A 20316-nucleotide genomic window follows, 5' to 3' on the forward strand; every position below is an offset into this window, starting at 1 on the left:
TGTACCTACTAATTTCTTTTGGTTATAAGGGTATGGGCGATAAGTATTTGTAATAGGTATGCAGCATGCGTAAGAATGCAGTAATTGAATAGTTAAGGCATCCATGGACATTCGTCAACTTCAAGCCTTTGCAGCAGTTATGTCAACGGGCAGCATTACCGCTGCCGGACAGTCGTTAGGCAAATCGCAACCCACCATCACGCGCCTCATCCAAGAGTTAGAGACAAGGCTGGGGTACGCCCTGTTTATCAGGCAGGGGCCTAAGGTCTTACCCACAGAGCAAAGCATGCTGATTTACGATGATGTGATCAGCGCATTAAACGGGGTGACTCGTGTCGCACAGAAAGCCGTAGCCATTGCAGGCCGTTCGGCAGAGCCTATGCGTATCAGCGCAACCAGTGCTTTGCTGTGTGGGATCGTGCCGCAAGGTTTAGCTAGGCTTAGCGATTGGAACGAGCACACGGTGTTACGCAGTGCGGCACCTGAGCAGGTTGTCCACGATGTCCTCAGTGGGGCCGCCCATTTAGGGGTGAGTAGCTTACCGTTAGAGCACAGCGGCATTAAACTGCATTGGATCGCCAGCGCGCCGTGCGTGGTAGCGGTCCCGAGTCATTCGCCCTTAGCAGCCAAAACCGTTTTAAGTGAATCGGACTTAATCGGCTATACCCCTATTACAATGGCAAATCCTTTCCGTTTGCGACAGCGGTTGAAGTTAGCGTTGCCTTCTTTTCTCAATCAACCCAATCTTATTGAAACTAACTCGTCGGTGAATGCACTGTGTGCAGTAAAAGCTGGATTGGGGGTGGCGGTTTTAGAGCCGCTTAGTTGTACCGGATTGCCGTTAGAAGGCGTCAGTGTGCGGTGCTTGAGCGTGGCGATTCCTTTTCATTTTGGTGTGATTACCTTGCAAGGTAAACCGTTAACACCCGCCATCGATTGTGTTATCGAATCCCTCAAATCAGAGGCATCGCAACTAAAAGGTTTTCAATTACACAAGGTTTCTCAATATCGAGAAATTTTGCATGTGCGGCAGAACGAGGCCAGCGCGATTAAGGTGTCAGAGTAATGAGTACAGATACAAGCAAATCAACAGCGGGTTTAGTGCAGCTTGAAGCCAGATTGCGCGAAGAGTTACGCTATTTGGATTTACCCGCAAAAACGTGGATGCCTGCCCATGGCTTAGGTGATAACCACCATGATGTGGTCATTATTGGTGGCGGCATGGCGGGTTTGACCTTGCATGCCGCGTTGGGTTTTATGGGTGTTAGCGCCTGCATTTTTGATGCCTCGCCTGCCGATCTGGAAGGGCCGTGGGGTACGACGGCGCGAATGGAAACCTTGCGATCTCCTAAACAACTAACGGGCCCTGCATTGGGAATCCCGTCTTTAACGTTTCAAGCTTGGTATGTGGCGCAATTCGGCGAGTCATCGTGGGAGCAATTAAATAAAATACCTCGCTTGCAATGGTTGGAGTATTTAAATTGGTATAAGCGTGTACTGGCGATTAAGGTTAATAATCAGCACACACTGCTTTCCATCGATGCCTCCAAGGCGGATTGGGTTGCGCTACAAATTAGAACACCACATGGCGATACTGAAACGCATTATGCTCGGCGTCTTGTGTTGGCAACAGGTAGAGATGGCCTAGGTGGGCCCAGTGTTCCCGCCGTTGCGCATTCTCTGCCTAAAACTCACTGGGCACACTCTTCCGATACGAACGACTACGCGTTGCTAAAAGATAAGCGTGTGGGGGTCATAGGGGGTGGGGCATCCGCAATGGACTCCGCCGCCACAGCTTTAGAAGCGGGTGCTGAGCAAGTCAGTGTGCTGGTGCGTCGGCCTGATTTCCCGCGAGTGAATAAAGGCAAAGGCGCGGGCAGCCCCGGTATGGTCTATGGTTTTTCGTCATTGGACGATAGCTGGCGTTGGCAAATACGCCAATACATTAATAGTCAGCAGGTGCCCCCGCCTCGCGACAGTGTGCTTCGGGTTTCTAAGCATGCCAATGCTAAATTTTATTTAGATTGTCCTTTTACGGATATTCGTTTGCAGGGCGACGAGCTGGTGGTGTCCACCCCTAAGGGCGACTTTAGTTTTGATTTTGTTATTTTTTCCACAGGCTTTACCGTGGATTGGCAAGCGAGACCCGAGTTTGCCAACATTGCTCCGTATATTCGTGTCTGGGGGGATCGCTATCAGCCACCGGCACATCAAATGGATGCTGAACTTAAGGGCTTACCTGATCTGTCTGAGCATTTTGAGTTCACTGAAAATAAGCCTGGGCAACTTCCGGGGCTCTCAAACATACATTGTTTTGCTTACCCAGCCGTTTTATCCCATGGCACCATTACCGGTGACATCCCCGCCATTAGCGACGGCGCCCGTAAATTAGCCCAAAGCATAGTAAGTCGCCTGTTTGTTAACGACATCGAGTCGCATTTTGAAGCGCTGCTTGCGTATGACGAACCCGAGGTATTCGGCGATGAATGGGTTGACGCTGGTGCGCACAAGGAAGCACCGTGACAGTTTGGTTAATACGTCGCCTGACTCAGGCGCTGGTCGTCGTGCTAATGATGAGCCTGATTGTGTTCATCGGCTTACACGCGATTGGTAACCCTATTGATACCTTAATTGGTCCTGATGTCGATCAGGTTCAACGGGCTCGTATTATCGAGCAGTTAGGGTTAGATCAGCCGCTGTGGAAGCAGTATTTCTCGTTCTTAAACGGCGCCATTCATGGCAATTTGGGCAACAGCTTCGTTTATAACGTTCCGGCTGTCACCCTAATTATTCAACGCCTTCCCGCCACCCTTGAGCTGGCTTTCGCAGCCTTAGGTATTGCGGTTGTTCTGGGTGTGCCATTGGGGTTGTGGGCCGGATTAAAACCCAACCACATTAGTTCCCGCCTCATTATGACGGGAAGTATTCTAGGTTTTTCTCTGCCCACTTTCTGGGTAGGGCTGATGCTAATCATGGCTTTTAGCGTAAGTCTGGGGTGGTTGCCTGCCAGTGGGCGAGGTGAAACGGTCACCGTGTTTGGCTTAGAGTGGTCTTGGTTAACCTTAGATGGCTGGCGTCATTTGCTGCTGCCTGCACTTAACTTGGCCTTGTTTAAAATTTCGTTGGTCATTCGGCTGACTCGCGCTGGAGTACGCGAGATACTACCGCAAGACTTTATTAAGTTTGCACGAGCCAAGGGGTTATCGCCATGGCGTGTCATTGGTGTGCATGTGTTGCGGAATATTCTGATTCCGCTGGTCACGGTGTTGGGTTTAGAGCTTGGTTCTACCATTGCCTTTGCGGTGGTTACCGAGAGCATTTTTTCATGGCCAGGTGCTGGAAAACTTATTTTAGATAGCATTAATACCCTTGATCGACCGGTCATTGTTGCCTACTTAATTGTGGTCGTCTGTATGTTCGTGTTGTTGAATTTGTTAGTGGACATTGCGTACAGGCTATTAGACCCTCGGGTCCGCTTGCAAGGAGACCAATGATGACAACGCAACCTCGTTACGAGTTGGCCTCTAGCCGTTCGCCGTGGGCCGTTGCTGCAAAACAGTTTTTACGGTCTTACAGCGCGATTTTTGGTCTGGGTCTGAGCTTAATTCTGGTTTGTGTCGCTATTTTTGCCCCTTGGATCACGCCACAGAATCCATACGATTTAATGCAGTTGGACGTGATGGATGCCCGTTTGCCACCAGGCAGTGAAAATGGTCTGGGCACTTATCATTATTTATTGGGTACTGATGGGCAAGGGCGTGATATCTATTCAGGTATCTTTTATGGCTTACGTATTAGCCTGATGGTGGGTCTCGGCTCTGCGGTGATCGCGGCATTGTTGGGCACGGGTCTGGGGCTACTCGCCGCGTATGCCGGAGGGCGTACCGATGCCTTAATTATGCGTGTGGTTGACCTCATGCTGTCTTTTCCCTCCATCCTCGTAGCGATGATGATTTTGGCCTACTTGGGCAAGGGGGTGTCCAATGTCATTCTTACTTTGGTCATTCTCGAGTGGGCTTACTATGCGCGCACGGTGAGAGGGCAGGCTTTAGTTGAAACGCAGCGAGAATACGTTGAGGCCGCGCGTTGTTTGGGCATACCGCATTGGCGCATTATGCTAAGCGAGATTTTGCCCAATTGCATGCCACCGCTTATTGTCATTGCGACGCTTCAAGTGGCACGGGCCATTACCCTCGAAGCCACGTTAAGCTTTTTGGGCTTAGGTGTACCGATCACAGAGCCTTCTTTAGGTTTACTGATTGCTAATGGCTACCAATATATGTTGTCGGGCGAGTACTGGATTAGCGTCTACCCAGGCCTAGCGTTGTTATTGACGATTGTTGCTTTGAATTTAGTGGGTGATCGCTTACGAGATGTATTAAACCCTCGGGGGCAGACATAATGCAGACACCTGTACTTGAATTAAAGCACCTGCGTACCAGCTTTAAAAGCGATGATGGCACGTTCTATCCTGCTGTAAACGACGTCTCGCTGCGATTAGAGCGTGGCCGTATTTTGGGTTTGGTGGGCGAGTCGGGCTCGGGGAAATCGGTAACGGGCTTCTCGGTGATGGGGCTCATTGATCCGCCCGGGCGAGTGGAAAACGGCGAGATTTTCTTTATGGGCGAAGACTTACGTCTTTTTACACCTCGGCAAATGCGCGCGCTACAAGGCAATCGCCTGGCGATGATTTTCCAAGACCCCATGATGACCTTAAATCCTGTATTACGTATAGACGTACAAATGATTGAAGCCATCCGCGCCCACGAACGTATTAGTAAGAAGGCGGCTCGAGAGCGTGCGATTAGCACTTTAGCGTTGATGGGTATCCCCAGCCCGGACGAACGCATTAAGCAGTATCCGCATCAAATGTCGGGTGGAATGCGTCAGCGGGTGGCGATTGCCATCGCGATGTTGCATCAACCCGACCTGATTATTGCTGACGAGCCTACAACTGCATTGGATGTGACAATTCAAGCGCAAATACTGTCTGAAGTACAAAAGCGGGTGCGAGAGCAGGGCACCAGTCTAATTTGGATTACTCATGACCTGTCAGTGGTCGCAGGGCTGGCCGATGAGATTGCGGTAATGTATGCCGGTCGAATCGTAGAGCAAGGTCCAGTGGATACTGTGCTAGATCATCCGGCACATCCTTATACAGAAGGGCTGATTGCCAGTTTGCCAGCGAATAATCAGCGTGGTGAACGTCTTTATCAAATTCCGGGCATGACACCCAGTATCAAAAATATACCTGAAGGCTGTGCTTTTAAGTTGCGTTGTCCTTTCGCGCAAGCCTTATGTGATACGGATCCGCCTATGTTGAAGTGGCGTAATGGAGTGCAGGTGCGGTGTCATTTTCCAAGAAATGCTGAGGTGAGCGATGACTAAAGCGAGCACTCCTCCTTTGCTTGAACTAAAAAACGTATCGAAGCGCTTTGGACAAGAACAAGATGGTGCGCTTCATCAACGCTTGGTTCGTACTGGGCTGGTGAAAACGAAGCCGGTGGTGCGGGCTGTGGATAACGTAAGTGTCGCCGTGGGCCACGGCGAGGTAGTGGGGCTCGTGGGCGAATCAGGCTGTGGTAAGTCCACCTTAGGAAGAATGGCGGCCTTTTTGCTAGAGCCCAATGAGGGAGAGGTGTTCTTTGAGGGCGATGCTATCGCTCAAATGGATGCCCAAACCCGATACCGAACGCGCCTCGCCGTACAAATGATTTTTCAGAGCCCGCATGCTAGCTTAAATCCGCGGTTGCGCGTCGATCGCATTGTTGGCGATGCTTTGCGTATACATAAGTTGGTGCCCGCCAAGCAATGGGATGACAAAGTCTGTGAGCTGTTGCTTACCGCGGGTTTAGACCCCTCGTTGCGTAAACGATATCCACACGAATTTAGCGGTGGCCAGCGCCAGCGCATTGGTATTGCACGTGCGTTGGCCGTGAACCCTCGGCTTATTGTGTGTGACGAAGCGGTGGCGGCCTTGGATGTGTCGATACAGGCACAGATTTTGAATTTATTTACCGACTTACGAGCCCAGCTCGACCTGAGTTATTTGTTTATTAGTCATGACTTAAGTGTGGTCGAGCACATCTCTGATCGAGTCGTTATTATGTATTTAGGGCGAGTTGTCGAGTCGGCTCCAGTGCAGGAGATTTTTGAGCGTCCGCAGCATCCTTACACACAAGCGTTGTTGGCGGAAATTCCGAGTTTACGCATTCGCAAACGTAGCTACTCGGTGATCAAAGGAGAAATGCCCAGCCCTTTAAATCCGCCATCGGGTTGCCATTTTCACCCGCGCTGTCCTTTTGCTATGCCCAAGTGTAGTCAAGAGTCTCCCGCACTCACCCAAGTTGCGCCACAGCACCAAAGCGCGTGTTTCTTAAACACAAGTGATTCCGATAATTAAATCGATACCTTAAGGTGTCCTTCAGGAGAGAATGATGAAAAAGTTTGTTTTGACCTCGGTCGCTGCGCTGATGGCGTCAGTGGCCGTGGCAGCCAGCGCACAAACCTTAACCATTGGTTTTGCTGATCCGCTGTCATCCTTAGATCCACAGCTTAATAACCATGCCGGCGATCGCTCCACCTCCTTACATTTTTGGAGTTTACTCATTGAGAATCGCCACAATGGATTAGAGCCAAGCTTGGCGACCAGTTGGAAGCCGCTGGATGATCACACATGGGAGTTTACGCTGCGCGACGACGTGAAATGGCAAGATGGCGAGCCTTTTACGGCTGAGGATTTGATTTTCTCGTACGAGCGCGCCACGAACGTGCCGGGCAGTGTGGCAACGTTTGCGGGATACTTGCGCACCATCGAAAGCATGAGTGCACCCGATGCGCACACGTTGATCGTGAACACGAACGTGCCTAACCCCGACTTGCCCTTGGATTTGGCCTCGGTGCACGTGGTCAGCAAACACATCGGTGAGAAATCGACCACAGAGGATTACAACGCGGGTGTGGCTGTGGTCGGAACAGGGCCGTATAAGCTCGTTTCCTACACGCCGGGCGATCGCGTCATTATGGAACGAAATGAAAACTACTGGGACGAGCCCCAGCCTTGGGAGCGTGTGAATTACCGCTACATTAATAACGCTGCGGCCCGCACAGCAGCGCTGTTAGCGGGTGATGTTGACGTTATTGATAAGGTTTCGGTTTCCGATCTTGAACGTTTGAAGCAAGCACCCGATGTTAACGTGTTTCCTTTTGATGGCTTGCGTGTGATGTTGTTGCAGCCTAGTTTTAATCCAGCGTCGAATGCTTACATCACTGATAACGACGGAAATGCGCTAGACACGAATCCCTTGCTTGATCAACGAGTACGTGAAGCCTTAACGCTGGCAATCAACCGCGAAGCCATCGTGGATCGCATGCTACAAGGCGCGGCGACCGTGGCAAATCAATGGATGCCTAAGGATACTTTTGGGTATAACGACCAACTATCTGATATCCCTTACGATGTAAACCGCGCTAAGGCGTTATTAGCTGAAGCCGGCTATCCCGAAGGGTTTAAGTTAACCATTCATGCACCAAACGACCGCTACCCTCAAGGGCCTGAAGTGGCCCAAGCGGTGGCTCAGTTTTGGACGCGAGCCGGTGTGCAAACAACGGTAGAGGTTGTGCCATGGGCGGTCTATGCAAGCCAAGCCCGCAAGAATGAGTACGCCGTTACGATGTTGGCTTGGGGTAATGGCACCGGTGAGGCCCGTTATGCATTGGTGAACGTGCTTGCCACGACTAACCCTTCGGAAGGCTTAGGGGCATCAAACTGGGGCCGCTATAGCAATGCGGAAGTGGATCAAGCCCTAGAGCAAGCCACCACCGAGTTCGATAATGACAAGCGTAAACAGATACTTAGCGATTCGGCGGCGATTGTGATGGAAGATGCCGGTGTGTTCCCGCTTTTTCACTATCAAAACATTTGGGCGGCCAAGAAAGGTCTAAAAGTGGCCCCGTGGACAAGCGATCGCACGATTGCTCAAATGGTGAAGCCTGAGTAAGCGTTAAGCGCTGAACAACATCCTCTTAAGATGGCGAGTGCTTTCATGTAAAGACTCGCCATTTTTATGATTTGTGTAGGGTGTTTAGTGGGATGTGCTGTAGGGTTAAATCCACCTGTTCTTAATAATCAGGCGATCACACGAGTGTTCGAGGATTTAACTTATTGGCATTATTGTATTGTGATGTAGTCATCTTATTAGCCTTAGTGTCAACGTCGACTACGAAACAGAGGAACTGAAATGTTAACGCTTAAAATAGAGCCGGCCGATGCTTTAATTGATGTAGAGCGAGAATTCACCGTGTTTGGCGCCCAACCTGGAGCCCAAGTTGAAATTAGTGCAACAACGGTACGTTATGGTGTGCGTTGGGCAAGTTACGCGATTTATATTGCTGACGATAAGGGTGAGGTGCATGTAGGCCAGCAGGTTCCTCTGGAGGGCAGCACCTATGAGTGCGCCGATGCGATGGGGTTGATTTGGTCACAGGTTCCGCAGGTGGATGGAGCCCGTCACTTATTCAATCTTTCTGTTTTTGATGCCATCGTAACCAGCGTATCGGTCAGCTCTTTGGGGCAAGGCTCAACCACAACCCTAACCCAGCGTTTAGCTGCTGATGGGGTGAAGCGCGTAGAAGTGGACGAGAACGGCTTGGTCGGCGTGCTGTATTTGCCTGCTACTGAGGGACCGCACCCTGCGATTATGGTGTTAAATGGTTCGGGAGGCGGAATGAATGAAGAGCGGGCCGCCTTGTACGCATCTCGGGGATACGCGGCGTTGGCACTGGGTTATTTTAAAACGCCCGGCCGTTCAGATTATATCTCTAACACCGAGCTTGAGTATTTTTTGCAAGGAATGCAATGGCTACGCGAGCATGTGCCGGTTAAAAATGATTTTGTCGCGGTCAGTGGTCAATCGCGAGGCGGAGAGCTCGCCCTATTGCTTGGCAGTTTGTTTCCGCAAGAAGTATCAGCGGTGATTGCCTACGTGCCAAGTGCATTCGTTCACAGTGCTCAAAACGCCGCCGACCCAGCCGTGGGCAGAGAAGGGCCCACTTGGCTTTATAACGGAAAGCCACTTCCACATATTTGGGAGAACAACCGCTATGCTTCGTGGGCGCCTTTTGATGAAGGCGAGCCCCCGTATCGACACGAATTAGCCATGCTAACGGCCTTAGAAGACAAAGAAGCCATTGAGCCCGCGCGTATTCGTGTTGAAAAAATTAACGGGCCTGTCATGCTATTGTCGGCCACTGACGATGGGTCGTGGCCATCTAGCCTTTATTGTCAGATGATTGTAGATCGATTACAGGCACGACATTTCAAGCACGATGTGGATTGGCTGGATGTAAAGGATGCAGGGCACGCCATTTTGTTTCCTTATGTGCCCACAACACAAAGCATTTACAGCCACCCTGTATCTAAAAAGATAAGTACAGGTGGTGGCGAGCCCGCAGCGAATGCCAAGGCAGATCTATGGTCTTGGCAACGCGTACTTGCTTTTCTTGAGAAGGCTGTTTGATGTGACGAGAGGTTGATTGAACGTTGTTAACGCGACAGCAATTTTTTTGTAGCTGTCGCGTTTATCGTAATAGGAAGCGCTTGTGTAGACTGCTAGTCGTTAACAGGCAATAGAAAAGCAAAAAGCCTGATAATTTTTCAATTATCAGGCTTTTTTAAATCTTGGCGGAGTGGACGGGACTCGCAGCCAATTACCAAAAATCCAGCATACATAGGCATAATAAGGATTAGTAATTGTATCTGGGTAGAATTCTTGGGTAGAAACGTGAGAAAAAATCAAAAAAGAAATTTCTTAGAGCTGCGTAGTTCCATATGGCACGTTAGGTGGGATGTTCCGGAAGATGTCAGCTGGGCGTTTGGCAACAAAAGCGTTATCAAAAGAAGTCTAAGTGCAGATAAAAATCAGGCTTCCATCATGGCTGCTACGCTGGTAGCGGAATGGAAGAGGAAAGCATATAACGCTAGAAATGAACAGGAAAATGCAGTTCAAGATTTGAGGGAAGCTGTGGATAGCTTCAATATAGGATTGGCTAATAATAATGAAAAAATAATACTCCAGAATGATGAAAGAGTTAATGAGTTAGTGAAAATATTTTCTGACCCTCATAAAGCTGATGAGCTGCTTTTGAGCTGGATGGGTGTTTATGATAATCACTATGAAATTGTTTTTGGTGATTATAGAGAAGACGTTATAAAATCTATAGTAGCTATTATTTTATATATAAAAAAGAATATAGGAAAAGAGTTCACACGGGGTAAAGCATTTGATCTTGTTGATTTGGAGATAAAATACGATCGTACAATGCAATTGGCATGTATTAGTGACCATAAGGGATATAAAAAAAGTTACTCTATTGCTAATGATTTATACGATAAATTTGACATAACTAAGCAGGTTGGGTATCAGCATGGGTTATCAGACTCATCTATAAATGATTGGAAAAAAGCTAAGAAAAATAGTTATAAAACTAGTAAGACTTTAAATGACTATTATGGGCAGTTAAAGAGATTTCAAAAGTTCTTAAACGATGGTAATAGAAAACTTGATAGATTTTCAGTTTCGGACTTTATAAATCAAGTAAGCAATAAAAATAAAACTAAGCAAAGATACCTAACTACTATAAGAGGCTACTGGAAATGGGCTATGAAGGAACAGCCTTCTTTCTATAAAATACATAAAGGACAAGAAGACCCAACAGTTGATCATGAGCTTGATCGATATGGTGAAGGGGTAAAGGAAAGCTATAAAGGCTTTGAAAAGGAAGAGATTAAGCTGCTATTTGAAGCATGTTTGAATGGTGTTAAGCCTGATCTGGATTTGGCCTGTCTAATTGCATATGGATTATATACTGGGGCTAGGCTTGAAGAGATTGGGAAAATAAACAAAAGAAACAAAATAGAAGAAAACGGTAAGATAATAGGTTTTCGTATAGAAGACTCTAAGACAGTTGCAGGATTAAGAGAGGTTCCAATACATCCATGTTTAAAAGACCTGCATGACTACCTCCTTCTGTCTGATTATAGTGATGAAAGTATATTCATTATAAAAACAAACTCAGCAGGGAAGAGGCTGGATTATTTATCTAAAAGATTTGGAAGGTTGAAAACTAAGCTTGGGTTTGATAAAAGTAGAGCGTTTCATTCATTTAGATCAAACTTCGTAAATGAATTGTATAATAACAAGGTTCAGCATGAACTAGCTCAGATTATGGTAGGTCATAAATTTTCTGATGTTACTAGAGGAACATATTTAGATGGCCTTAATATGGAAAATAAAATAGAAGCTATATCTAAGATTAGCTTTCCTTTGGATATTTCCAGATTATTAGCTTTACTCAAAGTTAGAGACGGTAAGGGCTAAGCCCTTCATTTAGCTAGCATGCTTACCGTCTTATTATAAGAAAACGCCGTCTTATTATTATTTGGTTCATGATCTAATACGTGTTGTTTTATATGTAGATTGTTGATTTTAAATGTTTTTTGGTCTATTTCCGTAGGGGGTTGAGTGCCAGTAGTAGAGAGTATTGATAGGGGGTTAAGCGTAGAGTACTCAAGGATGTAAAAGAGTTGATTTAAAGTTAGAATAACAGGAATATATAACAGATAAAATAACAGAGATGGTAATAGTATGAGTGAGACACCAAAAGAAAGGGCTTCTAGAAGAATAGCGGGATATTTAAGGAAATATTGCTTTAATTATCAAGCCACTGTGTTCCTCGCTAACCTAAATGAAGAAGATAATATAAAACAAATAAATATTATAAAAAGAATGATTCAGAAAGATAATCCTGAAACCTTTATTATGTGTTTTGTTAGTCAATCTATTAATAAAGAAACGGGAGAAATAGAGCCTTATATTTGCTTCTATTCGTATGATCGTTTGGTGGGTGTATCTGTTCTAGAGAAGCAAGAAGAGTATCAGTATAGAGTGGTTGGTGAAAGGCCAAATGTTAGAAGAAAGTTAATAAGTAGAAGGCTTGGGTCAAAACGTATATTAGGTGCAGCAGAAAAAATAAGACAAGAAGGAGTTTTTGATCTTACTATTCATTTCGGTGAAAAGAAGTTCAAAAGATACTCCTTCCTAAATTCTGCTCATAAGCCTAATGAAAAGGCTCTTAAGAGCCTGCAGGAAGAGATTCTAGATTAATGATCCATTATAAATATTTAGAGTAGATTCCTGTTCGTTATTTAGAAATACTGAAGAACTCTACAGTTTTTTGATATGGGCCTTGTGGCTATGTCACCATTACCAGTGCATACTAAAGTTATTTTGCTACCTTTTTTAACTACTAATAAATCTTCTGTTTTTTCTCTATCAAAATTAAACTGAGGATTAAGGAAGCGGTTTACTCCACCATCTAGTATTAGATACGGCCTGTCTAAAGCATCATTGCGAATATCTTCGACAATACCTGAAACTCTAAATTGTACATTTTTAAACTTGGCATCTGCAGCAATCGCATTCTCATCGTAAGCTGTAGCAAGCTCCTCGGCAGTTACTCTAGGCATGTTAGCTAGAGCCCTCTGCTCAGCTATCCGTTCTTGTAAGAGCTGCTCTTCTATCTCTTCTTCCGTATAAGTTATCTTTGTGTCATAGCCTAGGAGCCCAAAGAAGAAACTTAATAGAAGCCAGCCACCTAAGACGAACCACAGCCATTTAAATCTTTCCATTACCTTATGTGCCCTTAATATAAAAGGTAGTGCTTTTCTAAAATAAGCACGATATCAACCAAATATAAAAAGTGGTTAAGAGATGCCTTAATGAAGTTCTAGTTTGGTTTGCATACAATTGCAAATTTTTTACTTAACGAAAATCGTTAGTAGCGCTGCTCCTGAATTTGGCGAGATCATTACGTGCTGAACTGGGTCGCTTCGTTTAAAGTCAAAGGCCATTAACGACCGTTCGCCAATTTCCCAGCATTTACCGCTTCTTAGAAGACTCATTAAAGAAGCAACATCTTGGTATCTAATGGAATTTTCAAGTTTTCTGGCATCGCTGAATTTTGTGCATACGATTGCATCGTGTGTAGTTCTAATTGTTGTTGCGTTTTGAGAGTATGAAGAAAAGGAAAGCCCCGTTAATAGGAAGGCTAATGCTATATGTTTATACATTCTAGAAATCGCCATGTTTAAATGTTTTGGAATAACCATCTTCATCAATAGTTATAGCGTCGTTGCTGATACGATACGTAATTGTTGGGTCTAGTCGTCCGTCTCTCCATCTGCCCCAGCCATGATCGAATTTTCCAGCCCACGCCACTTTGTTATTAGACTCGTCGATACGGCATCTGTTGATAAATTTTTGTCGATCACTTGGACGGATGTAACTAACAACAATTGTGTTGCTTTCTTGATGGGCTGTCATGATGGAAGGCTTCTGTACCATTAGTAAAGCAATGGTAGCTTTGCAAATATCTTCCTGATTGAAGCTATGGTTTTGAGCAGAAGCACTATTAAATAAGGTGCAGGAGAGTGTCAGGCTGGACAGTAATAAGTATTTAAGTTTCATGATTTGTAGTTCTTGGTAATGGGCTGTTTATTTGTGTTTACGACGCTCAGCTTCTTGTATTGCTTCAACCATCAGTCTTTTCTGCTTCTTGCTTCTTTGTCCTTCAAGCATATGAAAAACTGCGACTATCAGTAAGATGGGAGCCGCAATAGGTAGAAAAGCTAAGCACAAAAAACCCAGTATTAAGTAAACAATTAGCTTCATGTTCTGATTCGCTTGAAATCTAAAGTTATATAAGAAAAGAAATGATACATAGATTGTAGACAGTTGTCCGTAGACCATAGTCTGCATTGTAATGCATTGTCCCACGCATGGGAACTGCACCAAAGGGACATCTAGAAAGCGTGTTTGGTAACGTATTACGTTCACTTAGGGTGAAGCGTGGGTTATCGCAGGAAGCGCTCGCCTTTGAGTCAGGTCTAGATAGGACATTTATTTCTATGCTTGAGCGGGGCCTACGCTTGCCGTCTCTGGCTACTCTGCTTGTGGTTGCAAAGCCACTGGGCTTGTCTGCTTCTGAATTATTAAAAATTGTAGAAGAGCAGCTGCTAAATTAAATTCTCTTGCTGTTAATGGCTGAGTCGTTGCTGTATTTATTGAGGTATACCTTAGTGGGTACAGTGGGGGCGGTACATATTTGTACCTTAAGTGTACCGATACAAGTGTATTCATTTAGAAATTCTGATATTATTTAAACATCTAAGACTTCAATCGGTACAGGTTATGGCTAATGTTGGATATATACGTGTTTCTACAGTCGATCAAAATACTGAGCGTCAGCTTGCTGACTTAACGTTAGATAAGATTTTTGAGGATAAGTGTTCAGGTAAGGATACGAATCGCCCCCAGCTTAAAATGATGCTGGAGTATGTAAGGCAGGGAGACTGCATACATATACACGACATAAGTCGTCTAGCACGTAATTTGAGTGATCTACTGAGTTTGGTTACAGGGTTAACCGATAAGGGGGTATCGATTAAGTTTCATAAAGAGAATTTGCATTTCACTGGCGAGGCTAATCCAATGCAAGACCTAATGCTCTCTATGCTAGGCGCTGTATACGAATTCGAGCGTTCAATGGCTTTAGAGAGGCAAAGGGAGGGGATAGCCTTAGCGAAGGCTCAGGGGCGCTATAAAGGCTCTAGGAAGCGTGTAAATGACGTTGCTATAGTGGAGGAACTAAGCAGGGGTACATCAATTAGAGCTACTGCCAAACTCTTCAATATTGCACCTTCTACCGTGCAAAGAGCTAAGCAAGCGGTTAAACTAAATAGTGCCTAAAGTTTGGGTAGAAATGCTGGGTAGAAACCCAAAAGAAAAACCCCTGTAACTCATTGAATTACAAGGGTTTCGGTATTTTGGCGGAGTGGACGGGACTCGAACCCGCGACCCCCGGCGTGACAGGCCGGTATTCTAACCAACTGAACTACCACTCCAGCAGTAGCTGCTTAAATCTTGCCAAGGAAAACCTTGGCGTCCCCACGGGGATTCGAACCCCGGTTGCCGCCGTGAAAGGGCAGTGTCCTAGGCCTCTAGACGATGGGGACAGGACTTAAACCGTTAAGCTAATAATTATAACAACTTAAAAATTTGTTGTCAACTAATTTTTAGCAATCTTTGTTTGGTGGAGGTAAGCGGGATCGAACCGCTGACCTCTTGCATGCCATGCAAGCGCTCTCCCAGCTGAGCTATACCCCCGTTCAATGAGTTGCTTGAAGCTGCTCATCAACAAAGAAAAGAGATTATGCACTGTATTTTGGAATAGTGCAAGTCTTTTTGCATAAATAGTGAAATAAAGCGTTTTTTACGAAGAGGCTGGAAAATTAAACCCTTCACGGAGTTGATAGGAAGGCACATGGCATCGTCCAGGGATAGGTTCAAGAGGGCGAGACATTTTCCATACTTTAGAGTTGTCGTTAAATTTGGTTATTCCTGTTTAATATATCTAACCGTTGTTTACGGTATCGTATTGTTATACAAGCGGACGGTTTAAGAGGAAACTGCGGCTTTCAGTGATATGATTTGCTTTGTTACATATTGGTTCTGTTTGTGTCTTCAGGTTTAAAGCATTTAAACGTTTGAACTTCAACCGTAAGACGCAATTTCTTGCATGCGCTGTGGGTCATCAAGGCGAATTAATAGTGCCATAGCGTAGGGTTAGTTCGTTAACGTTAAAACAATACCCCGATGCTGCGGGTGCATCACTATCGGTTTTTGAATAACCAACCAGCTAGACTGAGTTACATCGTTTCTATGTTCAGACGCTTAGTAGATAATATTTCAATCGGGATGAGTGTCATCCAAGATGACAAGTTTTGTTATGCAAATCAGCGTTTTTTGCAATTAACTGGCTATCGTCTTGACGAGCTGCAAAATACGTTGACCCTTCAAGATCTGTTAGGGTCTAGCGCTTTAGTAAAAGAGACTAAGCCTAATTGCCATGGCGTGCCTCGTGTTGCCGAATTAACCACGAAGTCAGGGCAAACCATAGCGGTTGATTTCCATTGTGTCAGCCTAGAGGTAAAGGGGCAGTTAAAAAGTTTTGTTGTCATCGATCCTGTGGGCTCAGGAAAAGCAGATGATGCCGCGGCCCAGTTGGCCCATCTCGTGTACGAAAATACGTCTGAAGCCATCGTCGTGACCGATAAGGACGGGATCGTGGTCGATGCAAACCCGGCCTTTAGTAGTATTACGGGATACAGCGTTGACGAGGTAAAAGGCCAGAGAATGAGCTTGCTCTCGTCTAAGCGACAAAGCCCAGAGTTTTATCAGCGGATGTGGGCAGAACTGCATGAAACTGGACGTTGGCAGGGCGATATCTGGAACCTGCGGAAAAATGGCGAAGAATACGCCGAACGTTTGCATATCACTACGATTTGGAATGCTGACGGCACGGTTTATCGTCACATTGGTTTGTTTTCCGATATTACCCAACATAAAAAGCGTGAAGCCATTATGTTGCATCAAGCCCATTACGATCACCTGACGGGCTTACTTAACCGGCAAGTGTTTCAGCAGCGTTTGCAGGAGGCCATTGATGACTCTGGCACCACGGGTGCGCCTTTCGCCTTGCTTTTTATCGATCTCGATTTATTTAAAGAGGTCAATGACACCTTGGGGCACAGTGCGGGCGACAGACTTTTAAAAGAGGTCGGACAACGTTTATTAACCTGCGTACGAGAGTCCGACACGGTAGCGCGGGTGGGAGGAGATGAGTTCACCATCATCATTTCTCAAGTTTCAGACACGAAGGTGCTCGAACGCATTTGCAGGCAAGTACTACGTAAAATCGCTAAGCCCTATATTCTGGGTGATGAGGTCGCGATGGTTTCTGCCAGTGTAGGGGTCACACTGTATCCAGAAGACGGCCTTGATGCTGGCGAGCTGATGAAGAATGCCGATATGGCCATGTATGCCGCGAAAGCGTGTGGCCGTAATCAGTTTTGCTTCTTTTTACCGGCGATGCGAGAGGCGGTACATGCGCGGCTGCAGTTCTCTCGCGAGTTGCAAACCGCAATCACAGAAAAACAGTTCTCACTTTATTTTCAGCCAGTTATCGATGCCAAAACCGGTGAGGTCATGCAGGTTGAAGCCTTATTAAGATGGAACCATCCTGCAATGGGTGTGGTGCCCCCTTCAGAGTTTCTACCCTTTGCCGAAGAAACGGGCATGATCGTCGAGATTGGTAACTGGGTGTTTAGCGCCGCATTAGAGCAAGCCGCTAGGTGGAAAGCCGAGGGGCGGCCTTGCAAGATGAGCATCAACGTTTCCCCGGTGCAGTTTCTTGCGGCGGGCATCAATGCTGAAGAGTGGTTAGAACAAATTGCACAGGCCGATCTTGATACTTCTACCTTGGTTATTGAAATTACCGAACGGGTGTTGATTGAGGCGAACCCGGGTATACGTAGAAGTTTAGATACTTTAAAAGAAGCAGGGCTTGAAATCGCATTAGACGATTTTGGCACGGGCTTTTCTTCATTGATGAGCTTACAGCGGCACCCTATTGATTACATTAAAATTGATCAGGCCTTCATGCGTGGAGTGGTGCCAGAAAGCGATAATCTTGCCCTGTGTGAAGCCATTATTGTGATGGCGCATAAGTTAGGCTTACGAGTCGTCGCCGAGGGTGTCGGAACCCACGTGCAATTGGATATCGTACAAGGCTTTAAATGCGACTATGTGCAGGGGTATTTATTTACCCAGCCCGTGCCGGCAGATGAGTTTGCTGTGTGGCACCAGAGCTGGGTTAATAATGGCTTTATGAGTAAAGAAAACGTTAATTAACGGTTTAGGCGCTTCGGCGTCTAAAGCGAAGCGCTGCCCAGAGGCAAAAGAGTAAAGACAACACAAGAATCGGGGCATTGCCCCAGCGTACGTACGCAGTTAGCCCTGTGGTGCCTTGCACTTCGACATCCAGTACGCCGCGCTGTTGGGCCGGTAGTAAAGCTTGAATGTCGCCACGGTGGGTAATGGCGGCTGTCATGCCGGTATTCGTGGCACGCAGCATAGGCCTTGCTGTTTCAATAGCCCGTAGACGTGAAATCTGTAAATGCTGGCGTAACGCCCACGAGTCGCCAAACCAGGCTAAGTTACTAACATTGACGAGCATGGTGGCGCCGGGGCCTGCGGCTTCGTCGGGCTTTACTGCGCGTATGATCTCTTCACCAAACACGTCTTCATAGCAAATATTAGGTGCAATGTATTGACCGTGTAAGTTGAAGTTTTGTTGACGCGGCTCACCACGATGGAAGTCGCCCAGAGGAATCTCCATCAGGTTGACGAACCACCTAAATCCATAAGGAATAAATTCGCCGAATGGCACTAAATGCGATTTGTCGTAACGGTGAGACAACTGGAGACTAACGATATCGTCAGGAGTCGAATCGGCATCAATGGCAATCACACTGTTGGTGTAACGTGCATCGTCATCAGCGCTTATTAAGGGCGCGCCAAGCAGTATCTGTGCCTGTTGAGATTTGGCAATGTCTATCCACTGTTGCCATGCATCAGGAGCCAGACGGTCTTGAAAGAGGGGGATAACGGTTTCGGGTAGAACAATAATGCGTGGTGCTGCCCCTTCTTCTTTGGCGGGGAGGGCGCTTAACTCTTGGTAGTTACGGATGCCAGCTTGTAAGTGAACCGGGTCGAACTTTTGGGTTTGGCTGACATTGCCTTGCACTAAGCGAATGATCATGGCTTCGCCATGCGCATCTACCCATTTGATGTGGCTAAAAGCAATGCCGGCTGTGCCCAGTAAGATGGCAACCGCCATGGCCATCGCGCTGCGTCCGTTTTCTCGTTGTTCGGCATTAATCGCAAATAGGCTGATTGCCGCCGCGCTAAACGCCGCGCACCACGCGAGGGCATAAGCACCCCCGATGGGAGCCCATCCAGCAAACATGCCGTCGACGTGGGCGTAAGCGATATTCAGCCAAGGGAAGCCTGTGAATAAAGTGCCCCGCAACCATTCGCTAAGCGTCCATACTGAAGCGATGGTCGCTGCACCTAGCACTTGTGCTTTCCATTCTAGCTCTCGTGCTTTAGGTATTAAATACCGTATGAGCAGCAGAGCGGCGATAATGAAAACGGACAGTGCTACAGCCATCAGAGCAACAACAATGGCCGCTAGCGGGGCCGGCATATTGCCGTACCAGTGCATACTAATGTAGAGCCAGTACACACCGGTGGCGAAATGGCCAAAGCCGAAGCAAAGCGCACTAACAGCCGCTTGCTTCTGAGAGGAAGCATTAAGGCCGCTACTTAAAAAGATAGCTAAGGTGGCAAGCTGCAGAAATGGCAACGCAAAACCGGGTACGGGGCCCGGAGCGAAACTTAAGGCATGTGCCGCGCCAACAAAAATAAGTAAAAAGTTAAGTTTGTTGCGGGGCAGTGTGGCGTTCACCGAAGGGGTAGAGGTCATTGTTGCGCGTAATCAGAAGCTTGGGCGCGTTGTACATGCAGCCATAATGCACGTTTAGCATCGGCTTTTACGACAGTAACTACCATGCCCTGACGCGTGAGTGTGTCGCCACGACGAGGGATATGACCCAGTTCGTAAGCTACCCATCCACCAATGGTGTCGTACTCGTTATCGCTAAGCTCGGTGCCGAATGCGGTATTGAAATCAGCAATTTCGGTGATAGCCATCACACGCCAGCCGTTGTTGCCTGCTTGGAAAATGGTTTGTTCGCTATCGTCATCGTATTCGTCTTCGATATCGCCCACGATTTGCTCAAGCACATCTTCCATGGTGATTAAGCCGGCGGTGCTGCCGTGTTCGTCGATAACGATGGCAATGTGATTTCGGCTACTGCGAAACTCGTGTAGCAATACGTTTAAACGTTTGGTTTCGGGGATGAAGACGGCTGGGCGTACAAGAGGGCGTAAATCGATGGCGGGGTTGGCGATAGACAGTAGTAAGTCTTTGGCTAACAAAATTCCAACGATATTGTCGCGGTCTTCTTCGTAGACTGGAAAGCGAGAGCGTCCAGTTTCTACAATAGAAGGGAGTAGTTCGGTTAGGGGTTTGGTGATGTCCAGAATATCAATTCTTGAGCGAGGCACCATGATATCCGCTACCGTTTTGCTGGCGACATCAAGAGCGCCGGCGATCATTGTATAGGCTTCGCTATCAATGACACCACGTTCGTGGGCCCCTTCTAAAATGACTTTGATATCTTCGCGATCTTCAGGCTCGGGTTGGCGCTTAAAGAGTTTGCTAAGGCGTGAGTAACGTCTCTTTCGAGGCTCGGGGTCTAGTGAGTTAGATTCTGACATGTCCAATGGACGA

At 46.8% G+C, this 20316-nt stretch carries 17 protein-coding genes and 3 tRNA genes; 13 read left to right on the forward strand and 7 right to left on the reverse strand.

What is annotated here, in order from left to right; all coding sequences use genetic code 11:
• The first annotated feature begins 103 nt into the window (after positions 1-103).
• From AC2UZI_RS04375 to AC2UZI_RS04420, 10 genes are all read left to right on the forward strand, one after another.
• Positions 104-1066 (forward strand): LysR family transcriptional regulator, encoded by a 963-nt coding sequence (locus AC2UZI_RS04375; RefSeq protein WP_486942599.1) that lies wholly within the window; start codon positions 104-106, stop codon positions 1064-1066.
• On the forward strand, positions 1066-2523 hold the full coding sequence (locus AC2UZI_RS04380) for a SidA/IucD/PvdA family monooxygenase (RefSeq protein WP_486942600.1): 1458 nt from the start codon (positions 1066-1068) through the stop codon (positions 2521-2523). Before AC2UZI_RS04375 ends, AC2UZI_RS04380 begins: the two co-directional genes overlap by 1 nt.
• A complete protein-coding gene (locus AC2UZI_RS04385; RefSeq protein WP_486942601.1) occupies positions 2520-3494 on the forward strand; it encodes an ABC transporter permease in 975 nt (324 codons plus the stop codon). The genes AC2UZI_RS04380 and AC2UZI_RS04385 overlap by 4 nt, the downstream gene beginning before the upstream one ends.
• On the forward strand, positions 3491-4402 hold the full coding sequence (locus tag AC2UZI_RS04390) for an ABC transporter permease (protein ID WP_486942602.1): 912 nt from the start codon (positions 3491-3493) through the stop codon (positions 4400-4402). The genes AC2UZI_RS04385 and AC2UZI_RS04390 overlap by 4 nt, the downstream gene beginning before the upstream one ends.
• Positions 4402-5388, forward strand: coding sequence for an ABC transporter ATP-binding protein (locus AC2UZI_RS04395; RefSeq protein ID WP_486942603.1), 987 nt, complete (start codon positions 4402-4404; stop codon positions 5386-5388). Before AC2UZI_RS04390 ends, AC2UZI_RS04395 begins: the two co-directional genes overlap by 1 nt.
• The gene (locus tag AC2UZI_RS04400) at positions 5381-6403 is read left to right on the forward strand and encodes an ABC transporter ATP-binding protein (RefSeq protein WP_486942604.1); all 1023 of its coding nucleotides are present in this window, start codon (positions 5381-5383) and stop codon (positions 6401-6403) included. Before AC2UZI_RS04395 ends, AC2UZI_RS04400 begins: the two co-directional genes overlap by 8 nt.
• 34 nt (positions 6404-6437) lie before the next feature.
• On the forward strand, positions 6438-8000 hold the full coding sequence (locus AC2UZI_RS04405) for an ABC transporter substrate-binding protein (RefSeq protein ID WP_486942605.1): 1563 nt from the start codon (positions 6438-6440) through the stop codon (positions 7998-8000).
• Positions 8001-8240: 240 nt separating this feature from the next.
• Positions 8241-9518, forward strand: a complete 1278-nt coding sequence (locus tag AC2UZI_RS04410; RefSeq protein WP_486942606.1) for an acyl-CoA thioester hydrolase/BAAT C-terminal domain-containing protein — start codon at positions 8241-8243, stop codon at positions 9516-9518.
• Between the two features lie 264 nt (positions 9519-9782).
• The gene (locus AC2UZI_RS04415; protein WP_486942607.1) at positions 9783-11378 is read left to right on the forward strand and encodes a tyrosine-type recombinase/integrase; all 1596 of its coding nucleotides are present in this window, start codon (positions 9783-9785) and stop codon (positions 11376-11378) included.
• 267 nt (positions 11379-11645) lie between these two features.
• Entirely contained in the window at positions 11646-12164 is a 519-nt protein-coding gene (locus tag AC2UZI_RS04420) for a hypothetical protein (protein ID WP_486942608.1), read from the forward strand.
• A gap of 41 nt (positions 12165-12205) precedes the next feature.
• Here the strand turns inward: AC2UZI_RS04420 and AC2UZI_RS04425 are convergent, their stop codons facing one another.
• Together AC2UZI_RS04425 and AC2UZI_RS04430 are read right to left on the reverse strand one after the other, a co-directional pair.
• Positions 12206-12688 (reverse strand): OB-fold protein, encoded by a 483-nt coding sequence (locus tag AC2UZI_RS04425; protein ID WP_486942609.1) that lies wholly within the window; start codon positions 12686-12688, stop codon positions 12206-12208.
• Between the two features lie 442 nt (positions 12689-13130).
• Entirely contained in the window at positions 13131-13526 is a 396-nt protein-coding gene (locus AC2UZI_RS04430) for a hypothetical protein (protein ID WP_486942610.1), read from the reverse strand.
• A gap of 311 nt (positions 13527-13837) precedes the next feature.
• On the opposite strand from AC2UZI_RS04430, the gene AC2UZI_RS04435 reads away from it, so the two are divergent.
• Both AC2UZI_RS04435 and AC2UZI_RS04440 read left to right on the forward strand, forming a co-directional pair.
• Positions 13838-14083: a helix-turn-helix domain-containing protein gene (locus AC2UZI_RS04435; protein WP_486942611.1), complete on the forward strand. Its 246-nt coding sequence runs from the start codon at positions 13838-13840 to the stop codon at positions 14081-14083.
• Positions 14084-14249: 166 nt separating this feature from the next.
• Positions 14250-14807: a recombinase family protein gene (locus AC2UZI_RS04440; RefSeq protein ID WP_486942612.1), complete on the forward strand. Its 558-nt coding sequence runs from the start codon at positions 14250-14252 to the stop codon at positions 14805-14807.
• Between the two features lie 78 nt (positions 14808-14885).
• On the opposite strand, the gene AC2UZI_RS04445 is transcribed toward AC2UZI_RS04440, so the two are convergent.
• The 3 genes from AC2UZI_RS04445 to AC2UZI_RS04455 form a co-directional block, all read right to left on the reverse strand.
• Positions 14886-14962: transfer RNA gene (locus AC2UZI_RS04445), tRNA-Asp, on the reverse strand.
• 35 nt (positions 14963-14997) lie between these two features.
• Positions 14998-15073 (reverse strand) — tRNA-Glu (locus tag AC2UZI_RS04450).
• Positions 15074-15148: 75 nt separating this feature from the next.
• A tRNA-Ala gene (locus tag AC2UZI_RS04455) sits at positions 15149-15224 on the reverse strand.
• Between the two features lie 555 nt (positions 15225-15779).
• Between AC2UZI_RS04455 and AC2UZI_RS04460 the strand changes: the two genes are divergently transcribed.
• Entirely contained in the window at positions 15780-17810 is a 2031-nt protein-coding gene (locus tag AC2UZI_RS04460; protein ID WP_486942613.1) for an EAL domain-containing protein, read from the forward strand.
• 4 nt (positions 17811-17814) lie between these two features.
• Here AC2UZI_RS04460 and lnt read toward each other — a convergent pair whose 3' ends face one another.
• Entirely contained in the window at positions 17815-19446 is a 1632-nt protein-coding gene (gene lnt / locus AC2UZI_RS04465; protein ID WP_486942614.1) for an apolipoprotein N-acyltransferase, read from the reverse strand.
• Positions 19443-20303 carry a CorC family transporter gene (locus AC2UZI_RS04470; RefSeq protein WP_486942615.1) on the reverse strand — a complete coding sequence of 287 codons (861 nt, stop codon included), beginning with the start codon at positions 20301-20303 and terminating at the stop codon, positions 19443-19445. Before AC2UZI_RS04470 ends, lnt begins: the two co-directional genes overlap by 4 nt.
• Between the last annotated feature and the right edge of the window lie 13 nt (positions 20304-20316).

This window comes from Paenalcaligenes sp. DL 463 (assembly GCF_057475185.1).